General features: G+C 54.6%; 25 protein-coding genes. 6 read left to right on the forward strand and 19 right to left on the reverse strand.

Annotated elements, in window-relative coordinates; translation table 11 throughout:
• Positions 1–118 precede the first annotated feature (118 nt).
• On the forward strand, positions 119–2,950 hold the full coding sequence (locus tag ACXAFI_RS12400) for a response regulator (protein ID WP_444921611.1): 2,832 nt from the start codon (positions 119–121) through the stop codon (positions 2,948–2,950).
• 37 nt (positions 2,951–2,987) lie between these two features.
• On the opposite strand, the gene acpS is transcribed toward ACXAFI_RS12400, so the two are convergent.
• From acpS to ACXAFI_RS12440, 8 genes are all read right to left on the reverse strand, one after another.
• Positions 2,988–3,377, reverse strand: coding sequence for a holo-ACP synthase (acpS, locus tag ACXAFI_RS12405; RefSeq protein ID WP_475109063.1), 390 nt, complete (start codon positions 3,375–3,377; stop codon positions 2,988–2,990).
• A complete protein-coding gene (gene recO, locus ACXAFI_RS12410; protein ID WP_475109064.1) occupies positions 3,374–4,123 on the reverse strand; it encodes a DNA repair protein RecO in 750 nt (249 codons plus the stop codon). The genes acpS and recO overlap by 4 nt, the downstream gene beginning before the upstream one ends.
• Positions 4,124–4,146: 23 nt before the next feature.
• Positions 4,147–5,079 carry a GTPase Era gene (era, locus tag ACXAFI_RS12415; protein ID WP_444921608.1) on the reverse strand — a complete coding sequence of 311 codons (933 nt, stop codon included), beginning with the start codon at positions 5,077–5,079 and terminating at the stop codon, positions 4,147–4,149.
• 57 nt (positions 5,080–5,136) lie between these two features.
• Entirely contained in the window at positions 5,137–5,817 is a 681-nt protein-coding gene (gene rnc / locus ACXAFI_RS12420) for a ribonuclease III (RefSeq protein WP_475109065.1), read from the reverse strand.
• Complete coding sequence (locus ACXAFI_RS12425) at positions 5,810–6,250, reverse strand: DUF4845 domain-containing protein (RefSeq protein ID WP_475109066.1); 441 nt, start codon at positions 6,248–6,250, stop codon at positions 5,810–5,812. The genes rnc and ACXAFI_RS12425 overlap by 8 nt, the downstream gene beginning before the upstream one ends.
• Positions 6,251–6,298: 48 nt before the next feature.
• Positions 6,299–7,066 carry a signal peptidase I gene (lepB, locus tag ACXAFI_RS12430; protein ID WP_152452608.1) on the reverse strand — a complete coding sequence of 256 codons (768 nt, stop codon included), beginning with the start codon at positions 7,064–7,066 and terminating at the stop codon, positions 6,299–6,301.
• A 44-nt stretch (positions 7,067–7,110) separates the two neighbouring features.
• Positions 7,111–8,916 (reverse strand): translation elongation factor 4, encoded by a 1,806-nt coding sequence (gene lepA / locus ACXAFI_RS12435; protein WP_475109067.1) that lies wholly within the window; start codon positions 8,914–8,916, stop codon positions 7,111–7,113.
• 133 nt (positions 8,917–9,049) lie between these two features.
• Positions 9,050–10,447, reverse strand: coding sequence for a Do family serine endopeptidase (locus ACXAFI_RS12440; protein WP_475109068.1), 1,398 nt, complete (start codon positions 10,445–10,447; stop codon positions 9,050–9,052).
• 175 nt (positions 10,448–10,622) lie between these two features.
• Between ACXAFI_RS12440 and mpaA the strand changes: the two genes are divergently transcribed.
• A complete protein-coding gene (gene mpaA / locus ACXAFI_RS12445) occupies positions 10,623–11,327 on the forward strand; it encodes a murein tripeptide amidase MpaA (RefSeq protein ID WP_475109069.1) in 705 nt (234 codons plus the stop codon).
• On the opposite strand, the gene ycjG is transcribed toward mpaA, so the two are convergent.
• The 5 genes from ycjG to rpoE all read right to left on the reverse strand — a co-directional run bounded on the left by ycjG (position 11,315) and on the right by rpoE (position 15,393).
• Positions 11,315–12,262, reverse strand: coding sequence for an L-Ala-D/L-Glu epimerase (gene ycjG / locus ACXAFI_RS12450; protein ID WP_475109070.1), 948 nt, complete (start codon positions 12,260–12,262; stop codon positions 11,315–11,317). The genes mpaA and ycjG overlap by 13 nt on opposite strands.
• A 44-nt stretch (positions 12,263–12,306) precedes the next feature.
• Positions 12,307–12,759: a SoxR reducing system RseC family protein gene (locus ACXAFI_RS12455; protein WP_475109071.1), complete on the reverse strand. Its 453-nt coding sequence runs from the start codon at positions 12,757–12,759 to the stop codon at positions 12,307–12,309.
• A gap of 5 nt (positions 12,760–12,764) precedes the next feature.
• Positions 12,765–13,961 (reverse strand): MucB/RseB C-terminal domain-containing protein, encoded by a 1,197-nt coding sequence (locus ACXAFI_RS12460; RefSeq protein ID WP_475109072.1) that lies wholly within the window; start codon positions 13,959–13,961, stop codon positions 12,765–12,767.
• A gap of 1 nt (position 13,962) precedes the next feature.
• Positions 13,963–14,661 (reverse strand): sigma-E factor negative regulatory protein, encoded by a 699-nt coding sequence (locus ACXAFI_RS12465; RefSeq protein WP_475109073.1) that lies wholly within the window; start codon positions 14,659–14,661, stop codon positions 13,963–13,965.
• Between the two features lie 117 nt (positions 14,662–14,778).
• Complete coding sequence (rpoE, locus tag ACXAFI_RS12470; protein ID WP_152452594.1) at positions 14,779–15,393, reverse strand: RNA polymerase sigma factor RpoE; 615 nt, start codon at positions 15,391–15,393, stop codon at positions 14,779–14,781.
• Positions 15,394–15,562: 169 nt separating this feature from the next.
• Here rpoE and nadB point away from each other — a divergent pair, with 169 nt between their 5' ends.
• Positions 15,563–17,179, forward strand: a complete 1,617-nt coding sequence (gene nadB / locus ACXAFI_RS12475) for an L-aspartate oxidase (protein WP_475109074.1) — start codon at positions 15,563–15,565, stop codon at positions 17,177–17,179.
• 31 nt (positions 17,180–17,210) lie between these two features.
• Here the strand turns inward: nadB and ACXAFI_RS12480 are convergent, their stop codons facing one another.
• A complete protein-coding gene (locus ACXAFI_RS12480; RefSeq protein ID WP_475109075.1) occupies positions 17,211–17,663 on the reverse strand; it encodes a protein YgfX in 453 nt (150 codons plus the stop codon).
• Positions 17,638–17,883, reverse strand: coding sequence for an FAD assembly factor SdhE (locus tag ACXAFI_RS12485; RefSeq protein WP_152452590.1), 246 nt, complete (start codon positions 17,881–17,883; stop codon positions 17,638–17,640). The genes ACXAFI_RS12480 and ACXAFI_RS12485 overlap by 26 nt, the downstream gene beginning before the upstream one ends.
• Positions 17,884–17,997: 114 nt before the next feature.
• Between ACXAFI_RS12485 and ygfZ the strand changes: the two genes are divergently transcribed.
• From ygfZ to ACXAFI_RS12500, 3 genes are all read left to right on the forward strand, one after another.
• Positions 17,998–19,038 carry a CAF17-like 4Fe-4S cluster assembly/insertion protein YgfZ gene (gene ygfZ / locus ACXAFI_RS12490; RefSeq protein WP_475109076.1) on the forward strand — a complete coding sequence of 347 codons (1,041 nt, stop codon included), beginning with the start codon at positions 17,998–18,000 and terminating at the stop codon, positions 19,036–19,038.
• A gap of 200 nt (positions 19,039–19,238) precedes the next feature.
• Positions 19,239–19,787 (forward strand): hypothetical protein, encoded by a 549-nt coding sequence (locus tag ACXAFI_RS12495; protein WP_444921596.1) that lies wholly within the window; start codon positions 19,239–19,241, stop codon positions 19,785–19,787.
• Positions 19,788–19,954: 167 nt separating this feature from the next.
• Positions 19,955–20,518 (forward strand): hypothetical protein, encoded by a 564-nt coding sequence (locus ACXAFI_RS12500; RefSeq protein WP_475109077.1) that lies wholly within the window; start codon positions 19,955–19,957, stop codon positions 20,516–20,518.
• Positions 20,519–20,830: 312 nt separating this feature from the next.
• Here the strand turns inward: ACXAFI_RS12500 and ACXAFI_RS12505 are convergent, their stop codons facing one another.
• From ACXAFI_RS12505 to ACXAFI_RS12520, 4 genes are all read right to left on the reverse strand, one after another.
• Positions 20,831–21,655 (reverse strand): hypothetical protein, encoded by an 825-nt coding sequence (locus ACXAFI_RS12505; RefSeq protein ID WP_475109078.1) that lies wholly within the window; start codon positions 21,653–21,655, stop codon positions 20,831–20,833.
• Positions 21,656–21,992: 337 nt separating this feature from the next.
• Positions 21,993–22,715: a uracil-DNA glycosylase gene (gene ung, locus ACXAFI_RS12510; protein WP_475109079.1), complete on the reverse strand. Its 723-nt coding sequence runs from the start codon at positions 22,713–22,715 to the stop codon at positions 21,993–21,995.
• Entirely contained in the window at positions 22,715–23,293 is a 579-nt protein-coding gene (locus ACXAFI_RS12515) for a uracil-DNA glycosylase family protein (RefSeq protein ID WP_475109080.1), read from the reverse strand. The genes ung and ACXAFI_RS12515 overlap by 1 nt, the downstream gene beginning before the upstream one ends.
• 15 nt (positions 23,294–23,308) lie before the next feature.
• A complete protein-coding gene (locus ACXAFI_RS12520) occupies positions 23,309–24,244 on the reverse strand; it encodes a hypothetical protein (protein ID WP_475109081.1) in 936 nt (311 codons plus the stop codon).
• Between the last annotated feature and the right edge of the window lie 22 nt (positions 24,245–24,266).

A 24,266-nucleotide genomic window follows, 5' to 3' on the forward strand; every position in this document is an offset into this window, starting at 1 on the left:
AACCTCTGTGATAAGCAAAATAGAAAAACATTTACCTGAGAGCCTGTATAAGAGTGCGCCCCCTCTTACATATGGGTAAAATGGGGAAAAAATAATCGCACAAGACTCCCCAGCTGCCATGGCCCCTAAAAATACCGACTCCTCCATACCGGCGCCTTCCGAGCTGCGCTCATTGCGCTCAACCATGTTTCGCTTCACGGTTGCGCCGGCACTGATCCTGGCTATGACTCTGGCCCTGGTGTTTACGCTTCAGCAAATGCACGATCGTCGCCAGCTCTTGCTCAGTCACGGACGTGCGAGTGCCGAGCAACTGGCCGAGCTGATCGAGATGAGTGGCGGCCACCCGTCCGAGCTGCGCATGGAGTGGTTACGTAAAAGCCTGCTAGCGCTAATGCTGGAAAAGGATATGGTGCGTTCGGTGCATATCTATTCGACCGAGGCGAGTAAAAAACGTCCGCTGGATCTCACCACTGGGCTTGGCCTTTTGGCAAGTGTGGGCCCGCGACCGCGCACCCCTATTACCAGCAACCAACTCAATAAACGCGAAGCCTTTATTTTTGAGGATGACGAGACCCTGCAGGTTTTACAGCCATTAAAAGGGGACATCACCACCTGCTGGATCAGCATTGAACTGCACCGGCCCTATTTTCTTGTGGGCACCTACCAGGTATTACTCGTCGGTTTGGTGGGCCTGATTATCTGTACCCTGGCAGCCTTAGCTTGGTCGGTGATTTTATCTGAGCGTTTTGCCCACAGCCTGGTGCGAATGGGGCAGGTCCTACAGGCCATGGGGCGCGGCGAGTTCGACCGCCGCACCCATGAAATAGAGAACCGCGAACTGGCACAACTAGCCAGCCAGATCAACGAGATGGGCGAGAGTCTCTCCAGTTATCAGCGGGACTATAAATCAAATATGTTGCAGAGCATGGACGACCTGCGCCAGTCTCTCGACAGTATGGAAGAGCAGAATATCGAGCTGGACCTGGCCCGTAAAAGAGCCCAGGAGGCAAGCCGTATCAAGTCGACCTTCCTGGCCAACACCAGCCACGAAATTCGCACTCCACTGAACGGCATCATCGGATTTACAAACCTATTATTAAAAACCGAAATCGATGAACTGCAGCAGGACTATCTGCAAACCATTCTGCGCTCCTCGGAAAACCTGCTGACCACAATTAACGATATCCTGGACTTTTCCCGTATCGAATCCGGTAATCTGGTGCTCGACCATATCCCCATGGACCTGGGGCAGCTACTTGAAGAGACCCTGCAAATCCTCGCCCCCTATGCCTATGAGCATCGCCTGGAGCTGGTGCCGCTGATCGATCCCCAGCTTCCAGCCACCCTGGTTGGCGACCCGTTGCGCACTAAGCAAATATTTACCAACCTGCTCGGCAATGCCGTGCGCAGCTCAGAGAATGGCAATATCCCTGTGCGCCTTACGGTACAAAGCAATAAAGACTCTGAGCTGGTATTGCGGATCAGTGTGACCGACCTCGGCAACCGCATTGATGAGCCGGGCCGCCGCGAGCTGGAACAAATCCTCAATGCCAAGACACCGCAGCACTCACAGCAGATCAGTGCCAACGGTCTCGGCATCTCTATCGCCCGCAGCCTCGTAGAGCGTATGCGCGGCTGTACCGGTATGGAAGTTGCCGCCAATGGTGGCAGTACCTGCTGGGTGGAACTGACCCTAGTACCGGAACGTAATCGCGGCATTCCGCCACGCGTACTTTTCCCGAACTGCCGTATATTGATTGCCGATCCCAATCAGCTGACCCGCTCCCAGGTCGCACAACTGCTCAAGCAGTGGCAGGTAGAACCCGTGGAGCTCGCCGATACCGACACCTTACAGCCGGCGATTGAACAAATGTGGCGGCACGATGCATTGCCAGATGCGGTGATTATCGACACCGCTATCGCCAAGGGGGACTTCGACAACTTCAGCGTTAAGGTGCAATCCCTGGTCGATGCCTACCAGTGCCGAGTGATTGTCCTCGGTGCCCCGGCGGAGCTGCGCCGCTGCTACGAGCAACTGCGCACCCGCACCCTGACCTTCCTCGGCAAACCGGTAACCCGCGAAAACCTGCTACGCGCCCTGAAGAGAGCTGTACCCCAACAGAGCCAGCCCCGCCCCAGCAATGGCGCCGTCCCCGCCCTGCCCTGGCCCGCACCACCACGGGTTTTGGCCGTAGATGATCACGCCGCTAATCGGCGCCTGGTCGGCGAGTTACTGCGCGCCCAGGGTGTGGAAGTGGTGATTGCCGCAAGTGGTGAAGAAGCCTTACTGCACTGGCAGCAAAGCGCCTTCGATCTGGTCTTTATGGATATCCAGATGCCGGGCATGGACGGTATTGAAGTGACCCGCTGTATCCGCGAGCGGGAAACTGGCCGCCGCACCCCCATTATCGCCCTCACCGCCCATGTAGGCGCTGAAGAGAAGGCGCGCTTGTTGTCTGCCGGACTGGACGATTACCTGAGCAAACCGGTGAGTGAAGCCCAGCTATCCCACATGATCAAACGCTGGCTCAAAATCATCACGCCCCAGGTAGTGGAAAAACTGAATCCAAACCAAATGCGCCTGGTGGATATCGGTGAGAGCCTAAACCTGGCCAACGGCGATGCGAAACTGGCCAGGGATATGCTGCAGATGCTTATAGATGGACTGATGACCGATGAGCGGGAACTGGAACGCCTGCAAAGCCTCGGCGACATTAAAGGCATGTTTGAATTGACTCACCGAATGCACGGCGGTTGCTGCTATTGTGGCGTGTCGCGTCTGCGCGAAGCCACCTGTGTATTGCAAGAGGAACTGCGCACCCAGCAGAGCAAGGAGAACCCCGAATTCGACCGACGCAAACTGGACAGGGTATTAAGAGAGATTCGCGCCCTGCGTGAATGGGCCTCTGAGCAAGACCTGGACGCGCTATTTGGTCTGGAAGTAGCCTAGCCCTCAACGATGTTCGGCCGGGGGGTATAGCTCCAGCCTAACGCCGGGCCTCAAAAATCACGAATGCCAGGGCCGCGTCTTTTTCGTCTGAGAGGGAGAGATGTATCACTTCTGCCCCCATCGCCTGAGCGCGTCTCTGTGCTTCACCGCGCAGTAGCACTTGCGCAGCTGCCCCCTGGCGCCGGCGCACTTCAATATCCTGCCAGGAGACCCCTTCACCAATACCCGTTCCCAAGGCCTTGCCTACCGCTTCTTTTGCGGCAAAGCGCTTGCACAAATAGGCCGCTCGATTGGCTTCGGCCAGGTCGGCAAAGTCACAGCGCTCACCATCGCTCAATATGCGCGTTACGAAACGATCGCCATGACGACGCCAAACGGACTCGATACGGCTGTAACTACAAATGTCGGTACCGATACTAACGATCATTTCCCGTAAACCTGTTTAAATAACTCGCGGCTCTGCAAGGGCTTTTCCCCCAGTAATGTGCGCAACAAAATACGGGTTAAACGCTTTGCCGGGCCCAGCACCTCCGCCGGCCACCTGCCCGACTCCTTGGCCCGCAACATACCCAGCAGCTCTGAACCATAAAATTCCCACTCACGCAGAGCAGCGCTAGCCTGCCTGTGTACCGGCACAAAGCCCAACTCCAATTCCAGCCGGTAGGTGCCAGCCTCACTCACAACGCCCTGGCTCTGTGCACAGTAATCCAGAGGCGGGCAACTGCCCAACTCGGTGAGCAGTTGTAATTCGAAACTGCGCAGTGGCCCCTCCAACTCAGCGCTGTCCATGCCCCTCAGGCCGGACAGCTCTTGCAGTAAGCGCTGGTAGGTGGCAAACAGACCATAGTGTGCCTCACCTTCTGGTAGCAGGCGCACCATTAGCTCATTGGCATAGAGCCCGCCATACACTGCCCGTCCCTTAAGCCAGAGCGGTACACCGGCATTCTCCACCGGTCCGAGGGTTTTCAGAGATCCTGCACCAAGCAGAGTAACCAGCAGAGGGGTGAATGGCTGCAGCGCCTGTTGGCGCCGCTGCTTATCCCTTCGCGCACCCCGGGCTACACAGCCAATCCGGCCGTAATCCGGGGTGAACAACTCTAGGATCAGGCTGGAGTCGCGATAGGGTCGGGAGTGGAGGATATACGCCGGCTGTGCCGGCGGTGGAGTTTTCATGGCGAGCGGCTGGCTGAAAGAGCTTACTCGTCCCGATACCCGAGACTGCGCAGGGCACGCTCGTCATCAGACCAGCCAGACTTAACCTTGACCCACAAATTCAACATTATCTTGCTGTCGAACAGACGCTCCATATCCTCACGGGCCTGACTGCCAATCTGCTTGATACGCTCACCCTTGTTGCCGATGATGATACGTTTCTGCCCGGATCTCTCTACCAGGATCGCCGCACTGATATGCAGGATCTTACCTTCCTGCTTGAACTCCTCGACCTCAACTGTGACCTGGTAGGGCACTTCAGCACCCAGTTGACGCATGATTTTTTCACGCACAATCTCTGCGGCGAGGAAACGCGAACTGCGATCGGTAACCTGGTCCTCCGGGAAGAAGTGTTCCCCTTCTGGCAGATGCTTGAGAATCACCTGCTCCAGGGCATCGAGATTGACATTGCGTAGCGCCGATATCGGCACAATCTCGGCATTCGGATTCTGCTCAGCCAGGGTCTGCAGCTGGGGTAGCAGGTCATTCTTATCCTCCAGCTGATCCACCTTATTGACGGCGATAATCAGCGGACACTTGAGGCCGCGCAGCTTATCGGCCACCAACTGATCCCCCTCACTCCAGCGGGTACGCTCCACTACAAATACGACCACGTCTACATCCCGCGCCGCACTGGAGGCAGCACGGTTCATATAGCGGTTAATGGCCTTCTCCTGATCCGAGTGCAGTCCGGGGGTATCCACAAAAATAATCTGATTGGGCCCCTCGGTTTTAATACCGAGCATATTGTGGCGGGTTGTCTGAGGCTTGCGCGAGGTAATCGCCAGCTTCTGGCCCAGCAAATGGTTAAGCAGCGTAGACTTTCCCACATTGGGACGGCCGACAATCGCGACATAGCCGCAGCGAGAGGGTTGTTCGCTCAAGAAGTTTCTCCGAAAAGGGTTGGAAGCGCCCATGTACAAGGGCTGTCTGTCCGAGCCGGGCGGTGAGCCGCCCGCGCTCTTATTGTAAGGTTAGTCCTGGCCAGTGAGGCGTTTGTATGCCTCTACCGCAGCAGTTTTTTCCGCGGCGCGGCGACTGTTGGCCTCACCACGCACCGGCTGCGCCAGACCGCTAACGCGGCATTCTACGATAAAGTGCTGGGCATGCTCAGCACCGGAAACATCCACAACCGAATACTCCGGCAGCGGTTTCTTGCGGGCCTGCAACCATTCCTGCAACCGGGTCTTGGGGTCTTTCACCGTTTCCAGTGACAGCTCCTGCAGTCGTGGAGCAAACCACTCCAGTACCCTGGAACGTGCGGCCTCCAGGCCAGCGTCGAGGTAGATTGCACCAATCAGGGCCTCTACCGCGTCAGCCAGAATCGAGGCACGGCGAAAACCGCCGCTTTTCATCTCGCCCTCACCCAGGCGCAAGCAGTCACCAATATCCAGCTCGCGTGCCAGTTTGGCCAAGGTTTCACCACTCACCAGTTGCGCGCGCAAGCGGCTCAGCTGGCCCTCGCGCCCCTGGGGAAATTGCTCGTAGAGTGCGGCACCAATGGTAAAGCCGAGAATGGAATCACCGAGAAATTCCAGACGTTCATTGTTGCGGCTGCCGTGAGAGCGGTGCGTGAGCGCCAACTCCAGCAGTGCGCTTTGTTCAAACTTATAGCCAAGGCGCTGACAGAGGCGCTCCAGTAAAAGGTCAGTCACGTTTGCGGAATTGCTCCAGATCTATCAAAGGATCACAACAAAGCTCGGGCTTGGCCGTATCGAGCTGTTTGTTAAATTTCATTACGACATCCACGTTATAAATCAGTGGCTGGCGCAACTCGTAATTGATACTGACCACTGTGCTCTTTGCGCCACGCACTACCTGCAGTGCCTTAGTGGGCTCGCCGCGCACATTATTGATCAGAAAGAAACGGCCCAGTTCTTTCTTGATCTGGCCCGTCGACATATTTTCCAGCTCCGGGTTTTCCCCCAGGGTTTTCAGAGCTTCACTCACATAGCGCGCATCCACGTAGGCGGGAGCCATCTTGGAAACACAGGTGAGGGCAAAGCCCAGCACCGCAATAACCACTAACCAGCCCCAATAACTCATACCGCGCTGACGCTTTAGTGAAGCTTGGATAACACTACTCATGACTTTTGCCCTCAATCCATATCGTCGGCAGAACGCCGGCCGTTTTCGTTATTGGATAGAGCCTACACGTTTAAAGCTGGGCAAACTGAGCAAATGATCCCAGTGCATCCAAATGGCAAAGGCTTTGCCCACCACATCGCGCTCGGGCACAAAGCCCCAAGCACGGCTATCGAGGCTGTTATCCCGGTTGTCGCCCATCATAAAGAAATGACCTTCAGGGACTATGCCGCTGAAGTTACCGTACTGACTGGCACGGACATTTTTTTGCATCAAGTGGCGCTTGCCATAGAGGTTTTCCCACAGTATTTCCTGTTGCGGATTCACTGGTGGTATCGCCTGGATCAGCTCCTGCGGAGCCAACTCTCCGTTGACATAGAGCACGTTGTTTTTCAATTCGATTTTATCGCCAGGCAGGCCGATTACCCGCTTGATAAAGTAGGTATCGTTCATGTGCGGTGGGAAAAAGACCATCACATCACCGCGCTGAGGCTCGCCGATATCCACCACTTTCTTGCGGGATACCGGCAGACGCAGGCCGTACTCGTACTTATTGACCAGGATAAAATCACCGACCTGAAGGGTCGGGATCATAGAGCCCGAGGGAATCTGGAAGGGCTCAACAATAAAGGAGCGCAGCACAAAAACGATGGCCAGGATGGGGAAGAACGACTTCGCGTATTCCACGATAACCGGGTCTTCCTGCTTGTCCCCGCCTTCTTTTTTACGGCGGCGGGCAAAAAACAAACTGTCCACCAGCCAGATACCGCCACTGATAACGACCAACCAGAGCAGAATCAGAGGTAAATTAATATCCATTACGTATCTCTATTTTCCTTGATGCCAATAGCGGGGCCAGCCCGCTATTGATCCACCTTCAGCACTGCCAGGAAGGCCTCTTGTGGCACCTCCACTCGGCCGAGCTGTTTCATACGGCGTTTACCCGCTTTCTGCTTTTCCAGCAGTTTTTTCTTACGGGTGACATCGCCACCATAACATTTTGCGGTCACATTCTTGCGCAGAGCCTTCACGGTGGTACGGGCCACCACCTGTCCACCGATAGCGGCCTGAATCGCCACATCGAACATCTGCCGGGGAATCAATTCTTTCATTTTTTCCGCCATGGCACGTCCCTTTTGCTGGGCATTTTCGCGATGCACGATCAGCGCCAGGGCATCGACGCGATCCCCGTTAATGAGGATATCCAGGCGCACCAGTTTTGCCGCTTCAAAGCGCACAAAGCTGTAATCCAGGGAGGCGAAGCCGCGGCTTACCGATTTGAGGCGATCAAAGAAATCCATCACCACTTCACTCATCGGCAGCTCGTAGCGCAGGGATACCTGTGAACCCACATACTGCATATCCTTCTGGATACCACGCTTCTCCACGCAGAGAGTGATCACGTTACCCAGATACTCCTGCGGCACCAGGATATTCACCTCGGCGATGGGCTCGCGCATTTCCCCGATATTGCCCACATCCGGCAGGCGCGATGGGTTATCCACCATCACCACTTCGCCATCGGTCTGCTCAACCTCGTACACCACGGTGGGTGCGGTGGTGATCAGGTCGAGATCGTATTCGCGCTCCAAACGCTCCTGGATAATCTCCATATGCAGCATGCCGAGGAAGCCGCAGCGGAAACCAAAGCCGAGCGCATCGGAGGTCTCAGGCTCGTAAAACAGGGAGGCGTCGTTCAGCGACAGCTTCTCCAGTGCATCGCGGAAGGCTTCGTAATCGTCAGAGCTAACCGGGAACAGACCCGCATATACCTGCGGCTTGACCTTTTGGAAGCCCGGCAGCATTTCGATTTCATCGGCGCCTTTGGCGTGAGTCAGGGTGTCGCCCACCGGCGCACCGTGAATGTCCTTGATGCCGGCCACCACGAAGCCCACCTCGCCGGCGCGCAGTACGCCAGTTTCTGTGCGCTTGGGAGTGAAAATACCAACGCTATCCACCACGTGAGGGCGGCCAATCGACTTGGTGACAATCTTGTCTTTGGCTTTCAGGGTACCCTGCACCACGCGTACCAGGGACACAACGCCCAGGTAACTATCAAACCAGGAATCGATGATCAGGGCCTGCAGCGGCGCGTCGACATCACCTTGCGGTGGGGGTACTAAGCGAACCAGATCCTCCAACACATCCTCCACCCCCAGGCCGGATTTGGCGCTGCAGCGGGTCGCATCGGCAGCATCGATGCCGATAATTTCCTCAATCTCCTCAGCGACCTTGTCCGGGTCCGCCTGGGGCAGATCCATCTTGTTCAGTACCGGGATAACTTCCAGACCCTGCTCAATCGCCGTGTAGCAGTTGGCCACCGACTGGGCTTCAACACCCTGGGCAGCATCCACGACCAGCAGCGCCCCTTCACAAGCCGCCAGGGAGCGGGATACTTCGTAGGAGAAGTCCACGTGCCCGGGGGTATCAATAAAGTTCAGCTGGTAGGTCTTGCCGTCTCGCGCTTTGTAATCGAGCGTTACACTCTGCGCCTTGATGGTGATGCCCCGCTCGCGTTCCAGCTCCATGCTGTCGAGCACCTGCGCAGCCATTTCGCGGTCTGAAAGCCCGCCGCAGTCCTGAATGAAGCGGTCCGCCAGGGTAGATTTCCCGTGGTCGATATGGGCAATAATGGAGAAATTGCGGATATGTGAGAGATCTGTGGCCACTGCGGAATAAAAACCCTTGAAAAATCAAATGATTAGCTGGCGGAGCTGCCAGCTGTGTGGCGCAAGTCTAACAGAACTCCTGGGCAGAGGTGAGAGGCAGGTGACCCATTGGGCCACCATTCGCCTCTTGTACTTAACTTTCGATCTTAATTGTGCGGAAAGTTGACTGGCCGGCGCGGAAGAAGCGGATCGGCAACAGCTCATCTTTGGGGAGGTCGTCGACCACGGTTTCGTAGTCGCTTATATCGGTCACTTCCTCAAAACCCAGCTGGGCAATGATATCGCCACTGCGCAGCCCCGCCTTGGCGCCTGGCTTGCCGGGAATGACCTGGCGCACCAGCACACCGGTATCGACATTCCAGCGCTGCTTCATACCCTCAGGGATTTCCTCCACGACAACGCCCAGGGGACCACCCATTCTTGAAGCCGGCAGTGCAGAAGCCTGGCTGCGCTCCTCATCAGAGCCCGGCAGAGAACCGACGATCACCTGCAGCTTTTCGGTCTTGCCTTTGCGCATCAGCTCTACGGGTACCTGGGTACCTGGGCGGACCTGGCCAACCACATGGGGCAGATCTCCGTGCACACCAATCTTGCGGCCATCGAAACGGGTGATAATGTCTCCGGCCTTGATGCCAGCCTCTGCCGCAGGGGTGCCGGGGCTTACCTGCTCCACCAGCGCACCGGAGGGCTTGCCGAGCCCCATGGCTTCGGCCATATCGCGGTCCACATTGCGAATGCCAACGCCGAGCCAGCCGCGATCCACACGCCCTTTCTCCTTCAGCTGCGCCACCACATCCTGAGCCAGGCTCGCTGGGATGGCGAACGACAGGCCGATAGAGCCACCACTGCGGGTATAGATCTGGGAGTTGATGCCCACCACTTCACCATCGAGGTTAAACAGCGGACCACCGGAGTTACCGGGGTTGATTGCCACATCGGTCTGAATAAACGGCACGTAGTTCTCACGGCTCTCATTGGGGATACTGCGCCCCATGGCACTGACGATACCGGCACTGGCGGAGTAGTCGAGACCAAACGGTGAGCCGATTGCGACCACCCACTCACCCACTTGTAAATCCTCTGAGTCCCCCCAGCGTACTGCCGAAAGGTCTTCAGCTTCGATCTTGAGCAGAGCCAGATCCGAGCGCTCATCGGTACCAATGACCTTGGCCTCGTATTCACGGCGATCGGTTAGGGTGACCCTCACCTCGTCAGCCCCATCGACCACATGGTTATTGGTCACGATATAACCATCTTTGGAGATGATAAAACCGGAACCCATGCTGGCCACCGGGCGCTGGTTCCGGCGCGGCTCGAGCAGATGGCGGAAAATGTCGGGGATCTCCTGCTGGTATTGCGGCGCATTGTTATTACCGCGAGCCATACGGCTGCGATCCACGGTGTTGATCTTGACCACCGCAGGGGAGTTTTCCTCGATCAGTTCGGTAAGTTCTGGCAGCCCGCGCGCACTGGCAGCGCCGGAAACCAAAAGACAGAGTACCAAGATATATTGTGTACAGCGTTTAACCATAGGTTTGTTACCCCTAGTGTTCCCTTCTAATATGAAACCATTGGAATTTGAATCCCTTCCAGGGCTTGCCATGGCAAAATAGCTCCGGCCCCTTTGGGGACATTCAGTAACGATTTAGTGGCTATACAGCCACAAAAGTTCTCCTGCCTTATGTAAATCTGTGTAAAGGCCAGCGATGTCCAAACTGCGCCCACGCCCACAGCGAGGCCAATTCCACCTTCCCAGAGAGCTGTACGGTTACAGTGCCCTGGGCGCGCCACTTTTTTATTTTCCCGCCCAATCCGGCCACAAAGCAGGCCTGGTAATGGCCGGCACACACGGCGATGAGGTCGCCGCTGTAGTGGCGCTCTCTTGCGCATTGCGCTCACTGGCAGAGGGCCACCTCAAGCACCATGTGATACTGGCGGTAAACCCCGACGGTTGCCAGCTGGGCACCCGCTGTAACGCACATGGGGTGGACCTGAACCGCAACTTTGCCACAAAGAACTGGGATGGCGATGGCAATGTGTACCGCTGGAACAGCGCGGCGGATGCCCGCGACGTCCAACTGAGCACCGGCGATAGCCCCGCTTCAGAGAGCGAGACCTCCGCACTGTGCCAACTGATTGCCACACTAGCGCCCCCCTGGACAGTCTCTATCCACGAGCCCCTGGGCTGTGTGGAGGATCCGGATAAAACTGAACTGGGAGCTTGGCTGGCCGAGGGCATGCAGCTGCCACTAATCGAGCAGATAGGCTACCAAACGCCAGGCTCTTTCGGTACCTGGTGCGCTGAACGCGCCCTGCCCTGTATTACAGTGGAGTTTCCCCCCATCTCTGCCGATGCTGCCAGCGAAGAGTACCTGAGTATTCTGATAGATCTACTCACTTACAACCAATAAACCCTGCCAGCAGTAAAGCGCAGCGGAGGCTCGGTATCCCTCGCCAGCCAAGTGGGGCCATCCAGATCCAGGTAGCGCGCCTTTGGCCCCAAAGGCCAGGCTGCGCGGATTGCCCTTGAGGTACACAGCATGCAACCGAGCATCAGCTCAAAACCCTGCGCGGACGCCTCCTCCGCCAGAGCTTCGGCCTCGCGAATCCCCCCCGTTTTATCGAGTTTGATATTGACCATTTCGTAGCGCCCCCTTAGGCGTGGCAAGTCGGCGCGGGTGTGGCAGCTTTCATCGGCACAGATAGGCAGGGGGTGTGTAAATGTGGCAAGAAATTCATCGTCACCGGCAGGCAGAGGCTGCTCCAGCATAGCAACCCCCAAATCCGCAAGCTGTTGGCAACGCTCGACCAGGTCAGCGCTATGCCAAGCCTCGTTGGCATCAATCACCAGCTGGGCTTTGGGTGCGGCGGCACGCACAGCCGCCACCCGCTCACAGACCAGGTGATCGTCCAGTTTGAGCTTTAGCACCTCCACTCCTTGGGAAGCAACCTCACCCGCAGCCAGGGCCATAGCTTCCGGGCTATCGATTACCAAAGTCTGTACGGTGGGGAGGGAGTCGGGGCCGGCAAAAGGTTCATCTTTGTACTTCGTCTCCCAGTCTGCGAGAGCGCAATCCAGGGCATTACGCGCTGCCCCAGCGGGCAGCCGCGACGCTAAAGTATTTCTCTTTAAACCTGCAGCCAGCTCGGAAAGCAGGGGCTCGAGCTGCCGCACGACCGAATCTGGACTCTCACCATAGCGGGCATAGGGGGTGCACTCCCCAATACCCACACGACCTTCCAGTTTTACCTCCACCACGACGACTTCTGCCTCAGTGCGGACCCCACGGGAAATGACAAAGGCCGTGCGCAGAGGCCAGCGCTCGATATAGCAGCGGGCCAACATGGAAAGACTCCAATTAAGCTTTGGAGTTATCAGTTTAGATTTAGTTATCCTTGCCCGCTGTTGTGCTCAATACGCAACAGCACTGGCGTGTAGGTGGGGTTGGAAGCTTGGCGGCGACTGTACCAGCGCACTCCGAGAGCACCTCCCAGCAGGCCCAACACGGCGCCAATTACCGCACCAGCTTCAGCAAAAAGGTAATCCCCCAGCAGAGCAACAAGCACCAGGGAAACCAGGGGCAATAGATAAACCAGCAGGGTACTGCTGGTAAGGGCATTTTCGGCGATGCCAATCACCGCAGTATCATTCAGGGAAATTTTATTGGCTGGGTAGCCGTTGAGAACGGCTCTCACCCTTGTGGAGGAAGAAAAGAAGTCGCCAAGGAGTCCTGTGCCGCAGCCGGATTTGGCCTCACAGCCATTACAGGCACTGCGCTGGATAGTTTCAACCCAGACAGCATCGGACTCTATGGCCACAATACGGCCGCGCTCTTCCAGCACGGCTCTCAACCTTTTTCAGCGATAGAGCTGGCTACTCTGCGCGCCGTAGCATCGGGGATCTCCCCAACTACAGTGATGGTGTAAGCCACGCCATTGACTTCCATTCGGTCCATATAGGCCACGGTAGCACCGCGTATGGCCCGACCTTTAAACTCCTTGAGCTCAGGACCCAGGCGCTGCACAAACACGGTAAATACGCCCAGACCGTCACTGAAGACCATCATATCCCCATCGGAGAGGGGTTTTACCGATACCACCTTGAACCCTTCCGGCAGCCAGCGCACTTGCCAGCGGCTCTGGGAAGATTCACAAGTAGTGCGATTATCAACCCGTCGCGCATTACTGGAGACAGCCTCTAGGGCACTATCTTCAACAGGTGTCAGGTCCAGCTGTACAAATTGGTAACGCTCGAGGACACGGCCCTGAGTGCTCACCAACATGGTTTTAAGGGGCAAGCCGGTTTCCCGGTCCAAGCTGACCACCAGACCAAGGCGATAGCGATCCCGCGGCCGGGCCTCGATCACCACCGCGTCGCGATCGGCAATACGCTCCTCGCCACGCAAAATAAATTGATACGCGCGCTGCACCTGCTGCTGCCCCACTGCGTTCCACAGTGTGGCCCGCGCACTTGGCGACACACCGTACTCGCAGTTGCTGCCGCTGCCATGACTGATTAATTCACGCGGCTCGCCGCTCAGGTAGCGCACACGCTCCACCTGTTCGCCGTCGCGCACCGCATGCACAACCTGTAGGGTTTCGAGCATGCCGGCGTGCTCAAAGGTGACCAGCCCGCTGTACTCCAACTCGGCGACCGCCTTGGCAAGCTTGGCCAGCCACTGCTCCACTTCATTGCCGGCCACCGCGACAGACACCGCACCTGGACTGGCCAGGGCTTCAGAAGAGAGCACGGTAGGATCGACAATCTCAGGCTCGGCATTGCCGACATTGGTAGGGGCCTGGTTACCCTGTTCAGCAGCCGGATCGGCCACCTCAACAGAGGCTGCCACTGCGCCAGTCGCTGCCTGGGAGCTGGCCATATCGAGGTTCACAGTACTTGGCGCACTGGAGGGGATAGTGTTAACAGTGTTGACGGACTCCTGCGCAAACGCCAACGGCGCCAGCAGAGAGGAGGCCAGCAGTAATTTGCTGGCCCTGAGAATTCCAATACGGATAAGGCTCCCCCTGAAAACGACTTTCGTCACACTACATTCCAACTTGTTCGCCGTAAGTCGCGCGAGCGAAAGGCACCATACCCTGGCTGCCGACATGCGCGGCCTGCTCAGAGTGCTGAATCATTACGCGGTTCAAGTGGCGCATCAGCTCCGGCGTAGGCACCTGCTGAATCACCTGCTGACCGACCACACCCCGTTGCTCGGGCACGAAACTCGGAGTTGCAGTGCTCACCGAGCGGGTGGATGGTGCCGGCACATAGAAACCGGACGGCTGTGGGGCAGATTGCACCACCGGCTGTGCCGGTCGTTCGATTTCCGCCACCAGCTCATTACCCTGCACTGGATTCTGCTGGGTATCGGTAATCTGTTGAACCCCCAGGATTGCGGCAAATGCCACTGTGGCCGCTACCGCACCGCGTGAGAGCGGACGCCACCAACGGTTGTTGATCAACCCATTGGCCGCAACGGCACCACCATTCCCCGCTTGCGACAGAGGCTCTTCGAGATCGATCGCCGCAGAGATACTCGCAGCGAGGCCGCCTTCGACGGAGGCGACCTGTTCGCGGCGCATAACACTCGCCGCCAGTTGGTAGCGTGACCAGCGCTCACCCAACTCTTCAGAAGCCGCAGAGGCTTTTAACAGCCGTTGCAGCTCCAACTCGCTGACTTCGCCATCCATAAGCGCCGAGAGCGACTCGTTGAGACGTTCCTGATGATTCCCGTGGGACATAGGGGTTAACCCTCTTGTGCAATCGTTTATTCGGTGCCCACACGCACCATAGTTGGTATGAGATATGACCGGGCTCTCGGCGGTTTGTTTCCCCAATTGGGAAAATTTTCCGCAAATTTAACCTCGGTCACCCAGTGTTTCCGGCTCACCGGCCATCACGGCCTGGACTGTCCGGTCAATAGCTTCCCGTGCACGAAATATTCTCGAACGCACCGTACCCACCGGGCATCCCATCACCTCGGCGATCTCCTCATAGCTCAGTCCCTCAAGCTCCCTCAGCGTAACCGCTGAGCGCAGGTCCTCTGGCAGTGCGCGTATGGCGCGATGCACCGCAGATTCCAGCTGGTCGCGAAACAACTGGTTCTCAGGCGTTTCGTTATCCCGCAACAGGTCGGCGCCAGAGTAGAACTCGGCATCCTCTAGATCCACATCGGAAGACGGGGGCCTGCGGCTGCGGGAAACCAGGTGGTTTTTGGCGGTATTAATCGCGATCCGGTACATCCATGTGTAAAAGGCGCTGTCGCCACGGAAATTGGCGAGCGCCCGGTAGGCCTTAATAAAGGCCTCCTGAGTCACATCCTGTACCTCACTGTGGTCCTTGATGAACCTGCTGACTACAGCAACTATTTTGTGTTGATACTTGAGTACTAAAAGGTCAAAAGCGCGTTTATCTCCCTTTTGAACTCGCTCTACCAGCTCACGGTCACTCGTTGACGCCTGATGCGCTGTCATCCCCAACTCCCATATCCAGCCACACTGCGGGTGCCACGACTATTTATTAAAGGGCTGCCTGCGCAGGCGTTTCTTTTACTGTGTTGAAGACACTGACAATAGGACATAAGTTCCACGTCAAATCGACGAAAAATTAAGAGGCGCTATACTACGCGACCCTAAAAGATAAATGAAATCTATGAATGCCCAGGTAAACTACGACGTTCTTGTCATCGGCAGCGGCGCCGCCGGCCTCACCCTGGCCCTGCATCTCTCGGCCAAGTACCGAGTAGCCCTGCTCTCCAAGCAGCGCCTGCAGGACGGCTCCACCTGGTTCGCCCAGGGGGGCATCGCCGCAGTGTTGGACGAGATGGATTCGGTGGAGTCACATATTGCAGACACATTAGACGCGGGTGCTGGACTCTGCCACCCATCGTCTGTGCGCTTCACCGTGGAAGAGAGCACCGCAGCCATTCGCTGGTTGATCGACCAGGGCGTGGACTTCACCCGCGAAGGCGAGGACTACCACCTGACCAAAGAGGGAGGCCACAGCCATCGCCGCATTATTCACAGCGCCGATGCCACCGGTCGAGCAGTACACAGCTCTCTACTGGTAAAAGTTCTCAACAGCCCGAACATCGATTGCTTTGAGCATCATGTAGCTATAGACCTGATCCGCCAGCCTGACCCACAAAAAGGCCGCTTTCGCTGTGCCGGAGCCTATGTGCTGAATAAAATCACAGAAGATGTGGAGCTACTGCAGGCCAAAGCGGTAATTCTCGCCACCGGCGGCGCAAGTAAGGCATACCTATATACCAGCAACCCAGATGGCGCCAGCGGCGACGGCATTGCCATGGCTTGGCGCGCCGGTTGCCGGGTGGCCAATATGGAGTTCAACCAATTCCACCCCACCTGCCTCTACCATCCCAAGGCCAAGGCCTTCCTGATTACCGAGGCTCTGCGCGGTGAAGGCGCGCAACTGAAACTACCCGATGGCAGCCGCTTTATGGAGCGTTTCGACAAGCGCGGCGAGCTAGCCCCCAGGGATATCGTCGCCCGCGCCATTGACCACGAGATGAAACGCCTCGGTGCCGACTGCCTCTACCTGGATATCTCCCACAAAGATCCCGCCTTTGTGCGCGAGCACTTCCCCACCGTATACAGCAACTGCCTGAAGTACGGCATAGATATGACCAAAGAGCCCATTCCGGTGGTGCCCGCCGCTCACTACACCTGCGGCGGCATCATGGTGGACCAGCATGGGCGCACCGACCTCGATCAGCTTTACGCTATCGGCGAAACCACTTTTACCGGTCTGCACGGTGCCAATCGCCTGGCCAGCAACTCATTGCTGGAATGTTTGGTATACGCCCGCTCGGCCGCTCTGCATATCGATGAACACCTGGACTCTGTGCAAGCACCGCGCAAGGCGCCGGAGTGGGATGCCTCGCGGGTGACGGATTCCGATGAAGACGTTGTGATCTCCCACAACTGGGATGAGCTGCGCCGCTTTATGTGGGACTACGTGGGAATTGTGCGCACCCGCAAGCGCCTGTTGCGCGCCCAGCACAGGGTGAAGCTGCTGCAGAGGGAGATACTGGAGTTTTACGCCAACTACCGCATCACCAACGACCTGGTGGAACTGCGCAACCTGGCCTTGGTTTCCGAATTGATTATTCGCTCGGCCCTGGACCGCCGCGAGAGTCGCGGACTGCACTACTCACTCGATTATCCAGGCCTGAGGGAACTGGCGATGGATACGGTATTGGTGCCGGAAAACTACGCCAATCAGCGGCAGTTTATTTAAGTAGCGCGGTTAGGGCGGGCTGGAATCTGCCCTAACGTGAATACCGCAGTGCCACCTGCAATCGGCGCCAGTCGTCCCCATTAAGCGCATCCCGCGCCAGCACCAGGCGCAGGGATGCGCCGGCCTGATCGCGTCCGCGAATTACCAGCAGCCACTGCCACAGTACCAACTCACCGCAAAACTCAAATTCACGCTCCTCATCACTCTCACCCCGCCAAAACCAGCGGCGCTCCCGGGTCGATATAACCCCAACCATTCGCCCCAGACGGCGCTTCTCTAAAAAGGCATAGACGCAGACAAGCAACAGAGAGGGCCAAAAAAGCCAGAGAGGGAGGTCACACAACCACAGCAGCAATACCGCCTGCCCTGTAGCAAGCAGCAAAAAAAGATGAAGGAGAGGCGATCGCGCAACAACGCAGCTTAAGCGCGCGCTGCGCTCGTAATATTGAGGCCGAGAGTTACTGCTGCAAACCGGTGTTGTCACGAATGATCTGCACTATACGCAGCAAATCCGGGTCGGCCGGATCTTCACGGCGCATGAACCAGGCAAACAGGTCCTGGTCCTGCTCATCCATCAGTCGCACATAGCGCTGCTGATCCTCAGGCTCCAGAGTCTCGTAGATATTATCCAGAAACGGCAGCAGCACCAGATCCAGCTCCAACATGCCGCGGCGGCTGGCCCAAAACAGGCGGTTGCGATCCATACTTCATTTCCAACCAGGTTAAAGCGCGCAGTATACCTGCTAGCTGAGCAAACTTGAAAAGGGGCGCGGCAATCCCCAATTAATGCCACCAAGACAACCGGAGGTGGCAACACTATGGACCAGCAACAGTGGCAGGATTTTCTCAGCAGCGAAGGCGCCATTTGGGAAGGCGGCAGGGCCCACTTCCCTCTTACCAGCAATGATAATCGCCAGGGGTTACATCTGATCGATCTCGGCCCAGTAGGCGCCGTTTCAGTAATCGGCCCCGATAGCCAGAAGTTCCTACAAGGCCAACTCACCTGCGACCTTGTGAATCTACCCGATGGACACAGCACTTTGGGCGCCCACTGCAACCCTAAAGGGCGCATGATCAGCGCCTTTAGCGCCCTAAAACTCTCCCAAAGCGAATTTATACTCCGCCTGCCCCGCAACCTGGCCCCGATAGCCCAGCAGGCACTGGCGAAGTACGCCGTATTTTTTAAGGCGGAGCTTCGCGATATCAGCGAGGAATTCCACTGGCTCGGCCTGCAAGGGCAGGATGTCGCGGAACAGACAGCACAACTGCTCGGCTTCGAAGCCCCCTCCCCCGGTCAAAGTGTCACTTTTAATTTTGACGGTGAACGCTGTATCGCCCAATCGACCAATGAGCTCCAATTGGCATTACTCTGCCCTGCCAGTAAGACACAACAACTCTGGCAGATGCTTTCCCCACACAGCGAGGCGACCGGCTACGACCAGTGGCAAAAGGGACAAATAGAGGCCGGCATCCCCCAAATTGATGCTGCCACTTCTGAGATGTTTATCCCGCAGATGACTAACCTGCACCTGCTCGGCGGCGTAAGTTTTAAAAAAGGTTGTTATACCGGCCAGGAAGTGGTCGCCCGTATGCAGTTTCGCGGTGCCGCCAAGCGCCGCCTGTACCGAGCAAAGTGTGAGGGTGGTGATCTTCCCGCCAGTGGACTGGAGATTTTTGCTGAGGGACAACAAAGCATCGGCAACCTGGTTGAAGCTTGTCATAGCGAAGAGGGTATAGAGTTACTCGCGGTACTGACCATCGCCAAAGTTGCCGCCGGCGAATCCCTAAAACTAAAAGACGGCCGCACCCTGGAGATTCAGGAACTGCCTTACGATGCCGACGCCGACCCTTTAGCTTAAAAATTAACGCCCAATCCGCACAAATTAAAAAGGCGACTTTCCGAGTCGCCTTTTTATATTTAAAACCATACAAACAATCCTCTACTGGTATAGGAAAGAAACATCGGTAATTTTATTAGCTGATCTACTACAGCAGCAACTAGGGCCACTACACTGGTTTATGCTATTTTCCACTTTCGTGGCAGCAGGGGAAGGCGCTATTGAAAGAGATTGATCAGCTTATTATCGCCCTGGAATCCTGCATCGTATTGGCCGGTTTTGCCGCAATCGTAGGCACACTCCAGCCCAAGAAGACGCGAAAGATCACCAAGGGAAGAATTGTCTCCCTTGCAATGATTATTTATATCAGCTTGGTCAATGCGCTCCTCGCCGCTTTCACCCTCATATTATCCAACTTTGGCATTAGCGATCAGAATCTATGGTCCCTAAGCAGCTTTGCAATGAGCGCAGCCACAACCTTTTCTATCATTTATCTCTGGATAAAAAAACGACTAAAGACGGTATCTAAAGCGGCCAAAATCACCTACTTCCTACTTTTTGGCCTTGCAGGAACCATGGTTCTTGTCAATCTGCTAAATGCCCTCGGAATTGGCTTCAATAAGGAATACGGCCCCTACTTTTTATCTTTCGTTTTAAATTTATTTATTGTTGGATATGCCTTTTCCAGACTGCTTATGCGCCCAATGTGGGAGGTGGTGAGAGAAAATGAACTGAGAGGCCCACTTAGGAAATACACAGGCAAGAGATAAATTGGAATTTTCGCTAAAGAAAATAGATAAGCAGGTTGAGGCGTCAAGAAACCCCACCCCCATATAAACCTTCAACAGAAACAGCAAGTCGAAAAAAGCATAAACTATCCTTTATTCACGGGTAATTACCTCCAACTTATCACCACTGCTCAGGACGACAGCTAAAGATGGATAAACTGTCGGGACAAATTGATCAGCTGCTTCACATAATAGAAGTCGCTATCATTTTGGCGGGATTTGCAGCGATGGTGGCGACATTTCAGTCCCGTAAGGTAGAAACCATCACCCGGGGGCATGTCGTGTCCCTTGCTATGATCGTCTATATCAGCCTATTTAGCGCTCTACTCTCGGCATTCTCGCTTGCTCTACTAAATTTTCATATCAAGCCGGGGTATGTATGGTCCATCAGCAGTGCCTTGATGGGAGTAGCAACCACAGGATTTATCGTATATCTCTGGAAGAAAAGGCATTTTAAATTTGTCTCTACCATAATGCGACTCACCTACTATGGGCTCTTTGGCATAGCCTGCTCCGTGGTCATAATAAGCACCCTAAATGCCGCCGGAATATTCTTTGAGAGAGAATTTGGCCCCTACTTTATGGCTTATATTTGCAACCTGTTTTTTGTAGGGTTCGCATTTGCCAGACTATTGATGCGACCGCTCTGGAAGTCTGTTGAAAAAAAGGAGGACAGTCAGTTACATCATATTCGATCAAGAAGGCGCCGCTAAATAGGAAATTATTCCCACAGTTACCCCGCCATTATTCTCTATGACCCAGCAGCAAACGAGGTAAAGACCGCGCACCTATCAATCAACAATATCAAGAAAGGGTTAGATAATGTTTTTTCAATGAAAACATATTAAGATCCAATAAACCTACATAACTAGCGCATTTATCATTTCAGAATAATGGGAGTAAAAACACGTTCCCAAAGGAAGTGCACAATCTGACAAGCACCACTAATGTAAGATAGGCAAAGGGTCAGAAAACCATTAAACTAGAGCGAACTCCCCCTCCTTAATCACCCTAGCGCAAGAAATTTAAGCAGAATCGGCTGACACCTGGCAACAATTCTCTATTTTTCTCATTTTCTCGACGGATGGAAAGCCTGTCACCATCCCCCTCACCGTAGATTTGGTGACAGCAAATAGAGATTTATTGTCTTTAAGGTATCTGACCAACTCTTTCAGAGGCTCCCCCTTCTGGCACAAAGCCTGCACTGCCGAATGAGTCCCATGGGACCATATGCCAAAAATCAAGCATATACAGCTATTTTTATGGTAGGGATTCTCTGTAAAAAATATGAACCCATAATCTTCAGTAATCGACCCTTTTAATGTATTGGTCCTATAAATGCTCTCATCAACACCATCAACAGCAAAACGACCCAAGAAATCCATTTTAAATTTGGAATCTATCTTTCTAGTAAGCATCAAATCACGACTAACAACATTTACCGCCGGGCCACCAATACAGATAAAGCTCTTTTGATCGCCAACAAAATTCCTGGAATCATGAAAAATTACATTTTTCTTCGGGTATGCTTTTTCAATAGCATCTTTTAGAAGCTGTATCCCAAGAGATTCACTATAAGGCAGAAACAACACATTCTCAGGTATTTGACTTTCCGTATTCGCGATCTCAGAGAAAAGTGTTTTTTGCTTTATCAGAGGAAGCACCACATGAATTTCAGAGTCAGACTCGCCAAAAAAATTACCCCATAAATCTCTAAAAGCTTTTACATCGATCCTTTTTTTCAGGACTGCTCCAGAACCTATAAAAGTTGCCGTGAGAAGGGCCTCCATAAATGGAGCCGAGAGAATTCCCAAAAGATAATCGACCAAATCATTTAGCGCCAGTAACATTAACGCCCCCAATTAAGCTGTCAGGTATCGCAGAAAATTTCACAAAGCACCAACCTATGTAAAAAGAGTTGAACTCCTCAAAAGCTCACATCAGAAAACCGCATAACCTTAGACTGAAAACATTATAGACAGCTTATAAAAAGTAAAAATCAGCCATCAATGGGGTGAATTCTCTCAGGCACTTAAATACACCAGTGCAAAGGTATTACTAGAAGCAGCCTCAAACACTTATAAATATCGCTCAGGTTAATTGACTAAATATACCCAGCTTACCCTTAACGATCGTAAGCTGGGTTGGTATTTTGAGAGGTGGTATTTATCGAAGGGATCTTAGCGATTAAACTTCTACAGCAACTCTTTTTAACTGATGTGCCTCAGGCAGGGCCCATTCAATGGGCATCTCACCGCACTCTTGTAGCCAATGGTTCGCTTGAGAGAAAGGTTTGGTGCCAAAAAAACCACGGTGGGCTGAGAGGGGGGACGGATGAGGGGCGCGTAGTACCAGATGCTTATTGCGATCGATAAAACCGCCTTTCTTCTGCGCGTAACTACCCCAGAGTACAAACACCAGACCTTCGCGTTCTTCCGCCAGCTTATGGATAGCGGTATCAGTAAACTGCTCCCAACCGCGGCCCTGGTGGGCGCCAGCCTTGCTGTCCTCTACCGTGAGGGTGGCATTGAGCAACAGTACTCCCTGCTCTGCCCAGGGTTGTAGACAACCGTGGTGCGCTGGGGGTATCCCCATATCTGAGTGCAATTCTTTGTAAATATTCTGTAGTGATGGTGGGATACGCACGCCGGGCATAACAGAAAAACACAAGCCGTGTGCCTGACCCACACCGTGATACGGGTCCTGCCCCAGAATCACCACTTTCACCTGATCAAATGGAGTCGAGTTAAAGGCGTTAAAGATCTGCCCACCTGGTGGATAGATACGCTTGCCAGCCTCTTTTTCTCCCCGCAAAAACTGGCGCAACTCGGCCATATAGGGCTTCTTGAACTCTTCACCCAATACATCATACCAGGAGGGGTGGATCTTAATTTTGTCCGGAACCGGCATTATCTAACCTTCAAAATCTTTTTTACGTATTTTTGCAACTCGGGCACTACCTCTTCCTCAAACCAGGGCCTGCGCCTCAACCATAACGTATTGCGTGGGCTGGGGTGCGGCAAAGGGAAATACCCCGCTGGCAGAGCATCGCGGTAGTGGCGAACATTCTCAGTAATGCTGCCATACCAGTGCGGCAGGTAGTGGCGCTGGGCGTATTGTCCCACCAATAGTGTGAGTTGCAAGTGAGGCAACTGTTGCAGCAGGCGCTTGTGCCAGGTTGCGGCGCACTCAGGGCGCGGTGGCAGATCGCCCCCCTTACCGCGCCCCGGATAGCAGAAGCCCATGGGGATAATGGCAATCTGAGATTCGTCGTAGAAGGTATCTCTATCAATCGACAACCACTCGCGCAGGCGATCACCGGAGGGGTCATTCCAGGGGATACTGGTGGCGTGGACCTTGGTCCCCGGCGCTTGCCCTACGATCAACAGGCGCGCAGATGCCGCTGCACGCAGCACAGGATTGGGTCCTAAAGGCAGGTGATCCTCACAGAGGCGACAAGCGCGAATTTCGTCTAACAGAACAGGCAACTTCTCAACCACCACCTACTGCGCCTCGGGAAAAGCCAGCTGCAACAAAAGCCCTCTCCGATCCTGAGGATCATGGATGCGGCTAATATTATCGTTGTCAAACACAATAAAAATACCCTGTTCATTCACCGCCAACCCATCCCCTTTGCCGCCAGTACGGGAAACTTCATACCTGAGTTCAGAGGAGTTTTCCTGTTCCCAATAATCCAGACACCACTGTGCTTTCAAGCTTGGCAACTCCCTTCGGCACACCGCATAAGCATTTGGCTCCAGGGTAAACAGCGCACCATCATAGTAATAGAGAGCCGCTAAATTTTCTGATTGCCCTCGAAAATTCAACCCTGCAACTGGCGGCAACTTGAAAATTTGCACGCTCTCTTTGGGACCGATCTTTACCAGACCGCGGGGATCGCTCTCTAACGCAATCCAAAAGTCATCGCCGATCTTCTGCAAACCCACGCCTGAAAGGTTATACCCCTTTAAATAACCTTGAGCTTTTGCTGTGGACGACCACATATTTTCCAGCCAATGGCCCTCACCTTGCATATTTATTTCTGCAATGCGGTTATAGCGCTCGCTCAGCAAATAAAATTTATTATCTACACAGCTGATTGCCTCAAAGTCCATTGCCGCAGCTGGTCGGGTAAGATCCAGTAAAAAGTGCCAAAAGTTTGTGGGCCTATCTTTTTTCGGGGCACCAAGCCCATAGAGGGTCAAATAAGGCTCCAACTCAGCGCGCCTGCCCTCCACGACAATTTCATAAATCTCTTCTGATTTTTTATCGGAAATCGTAAAAAGTTTGCCATCACAAAAAGTTAAACCAGAGATACTCAGCCCGGCACTGGCGCTTACCCAGTAATGATTGAGTTTGTTGGCGGGAATAATTTCTGTAGCCATCCCCAGGGATGACACCAATACAAAAAACACACAAAGGAGGAGGCGCTTAATCACAGTCACTCCTATTAAAAGACTA

The organism is Microbulbifer sp. ABH2_005, from assembly GCF_056160005.1.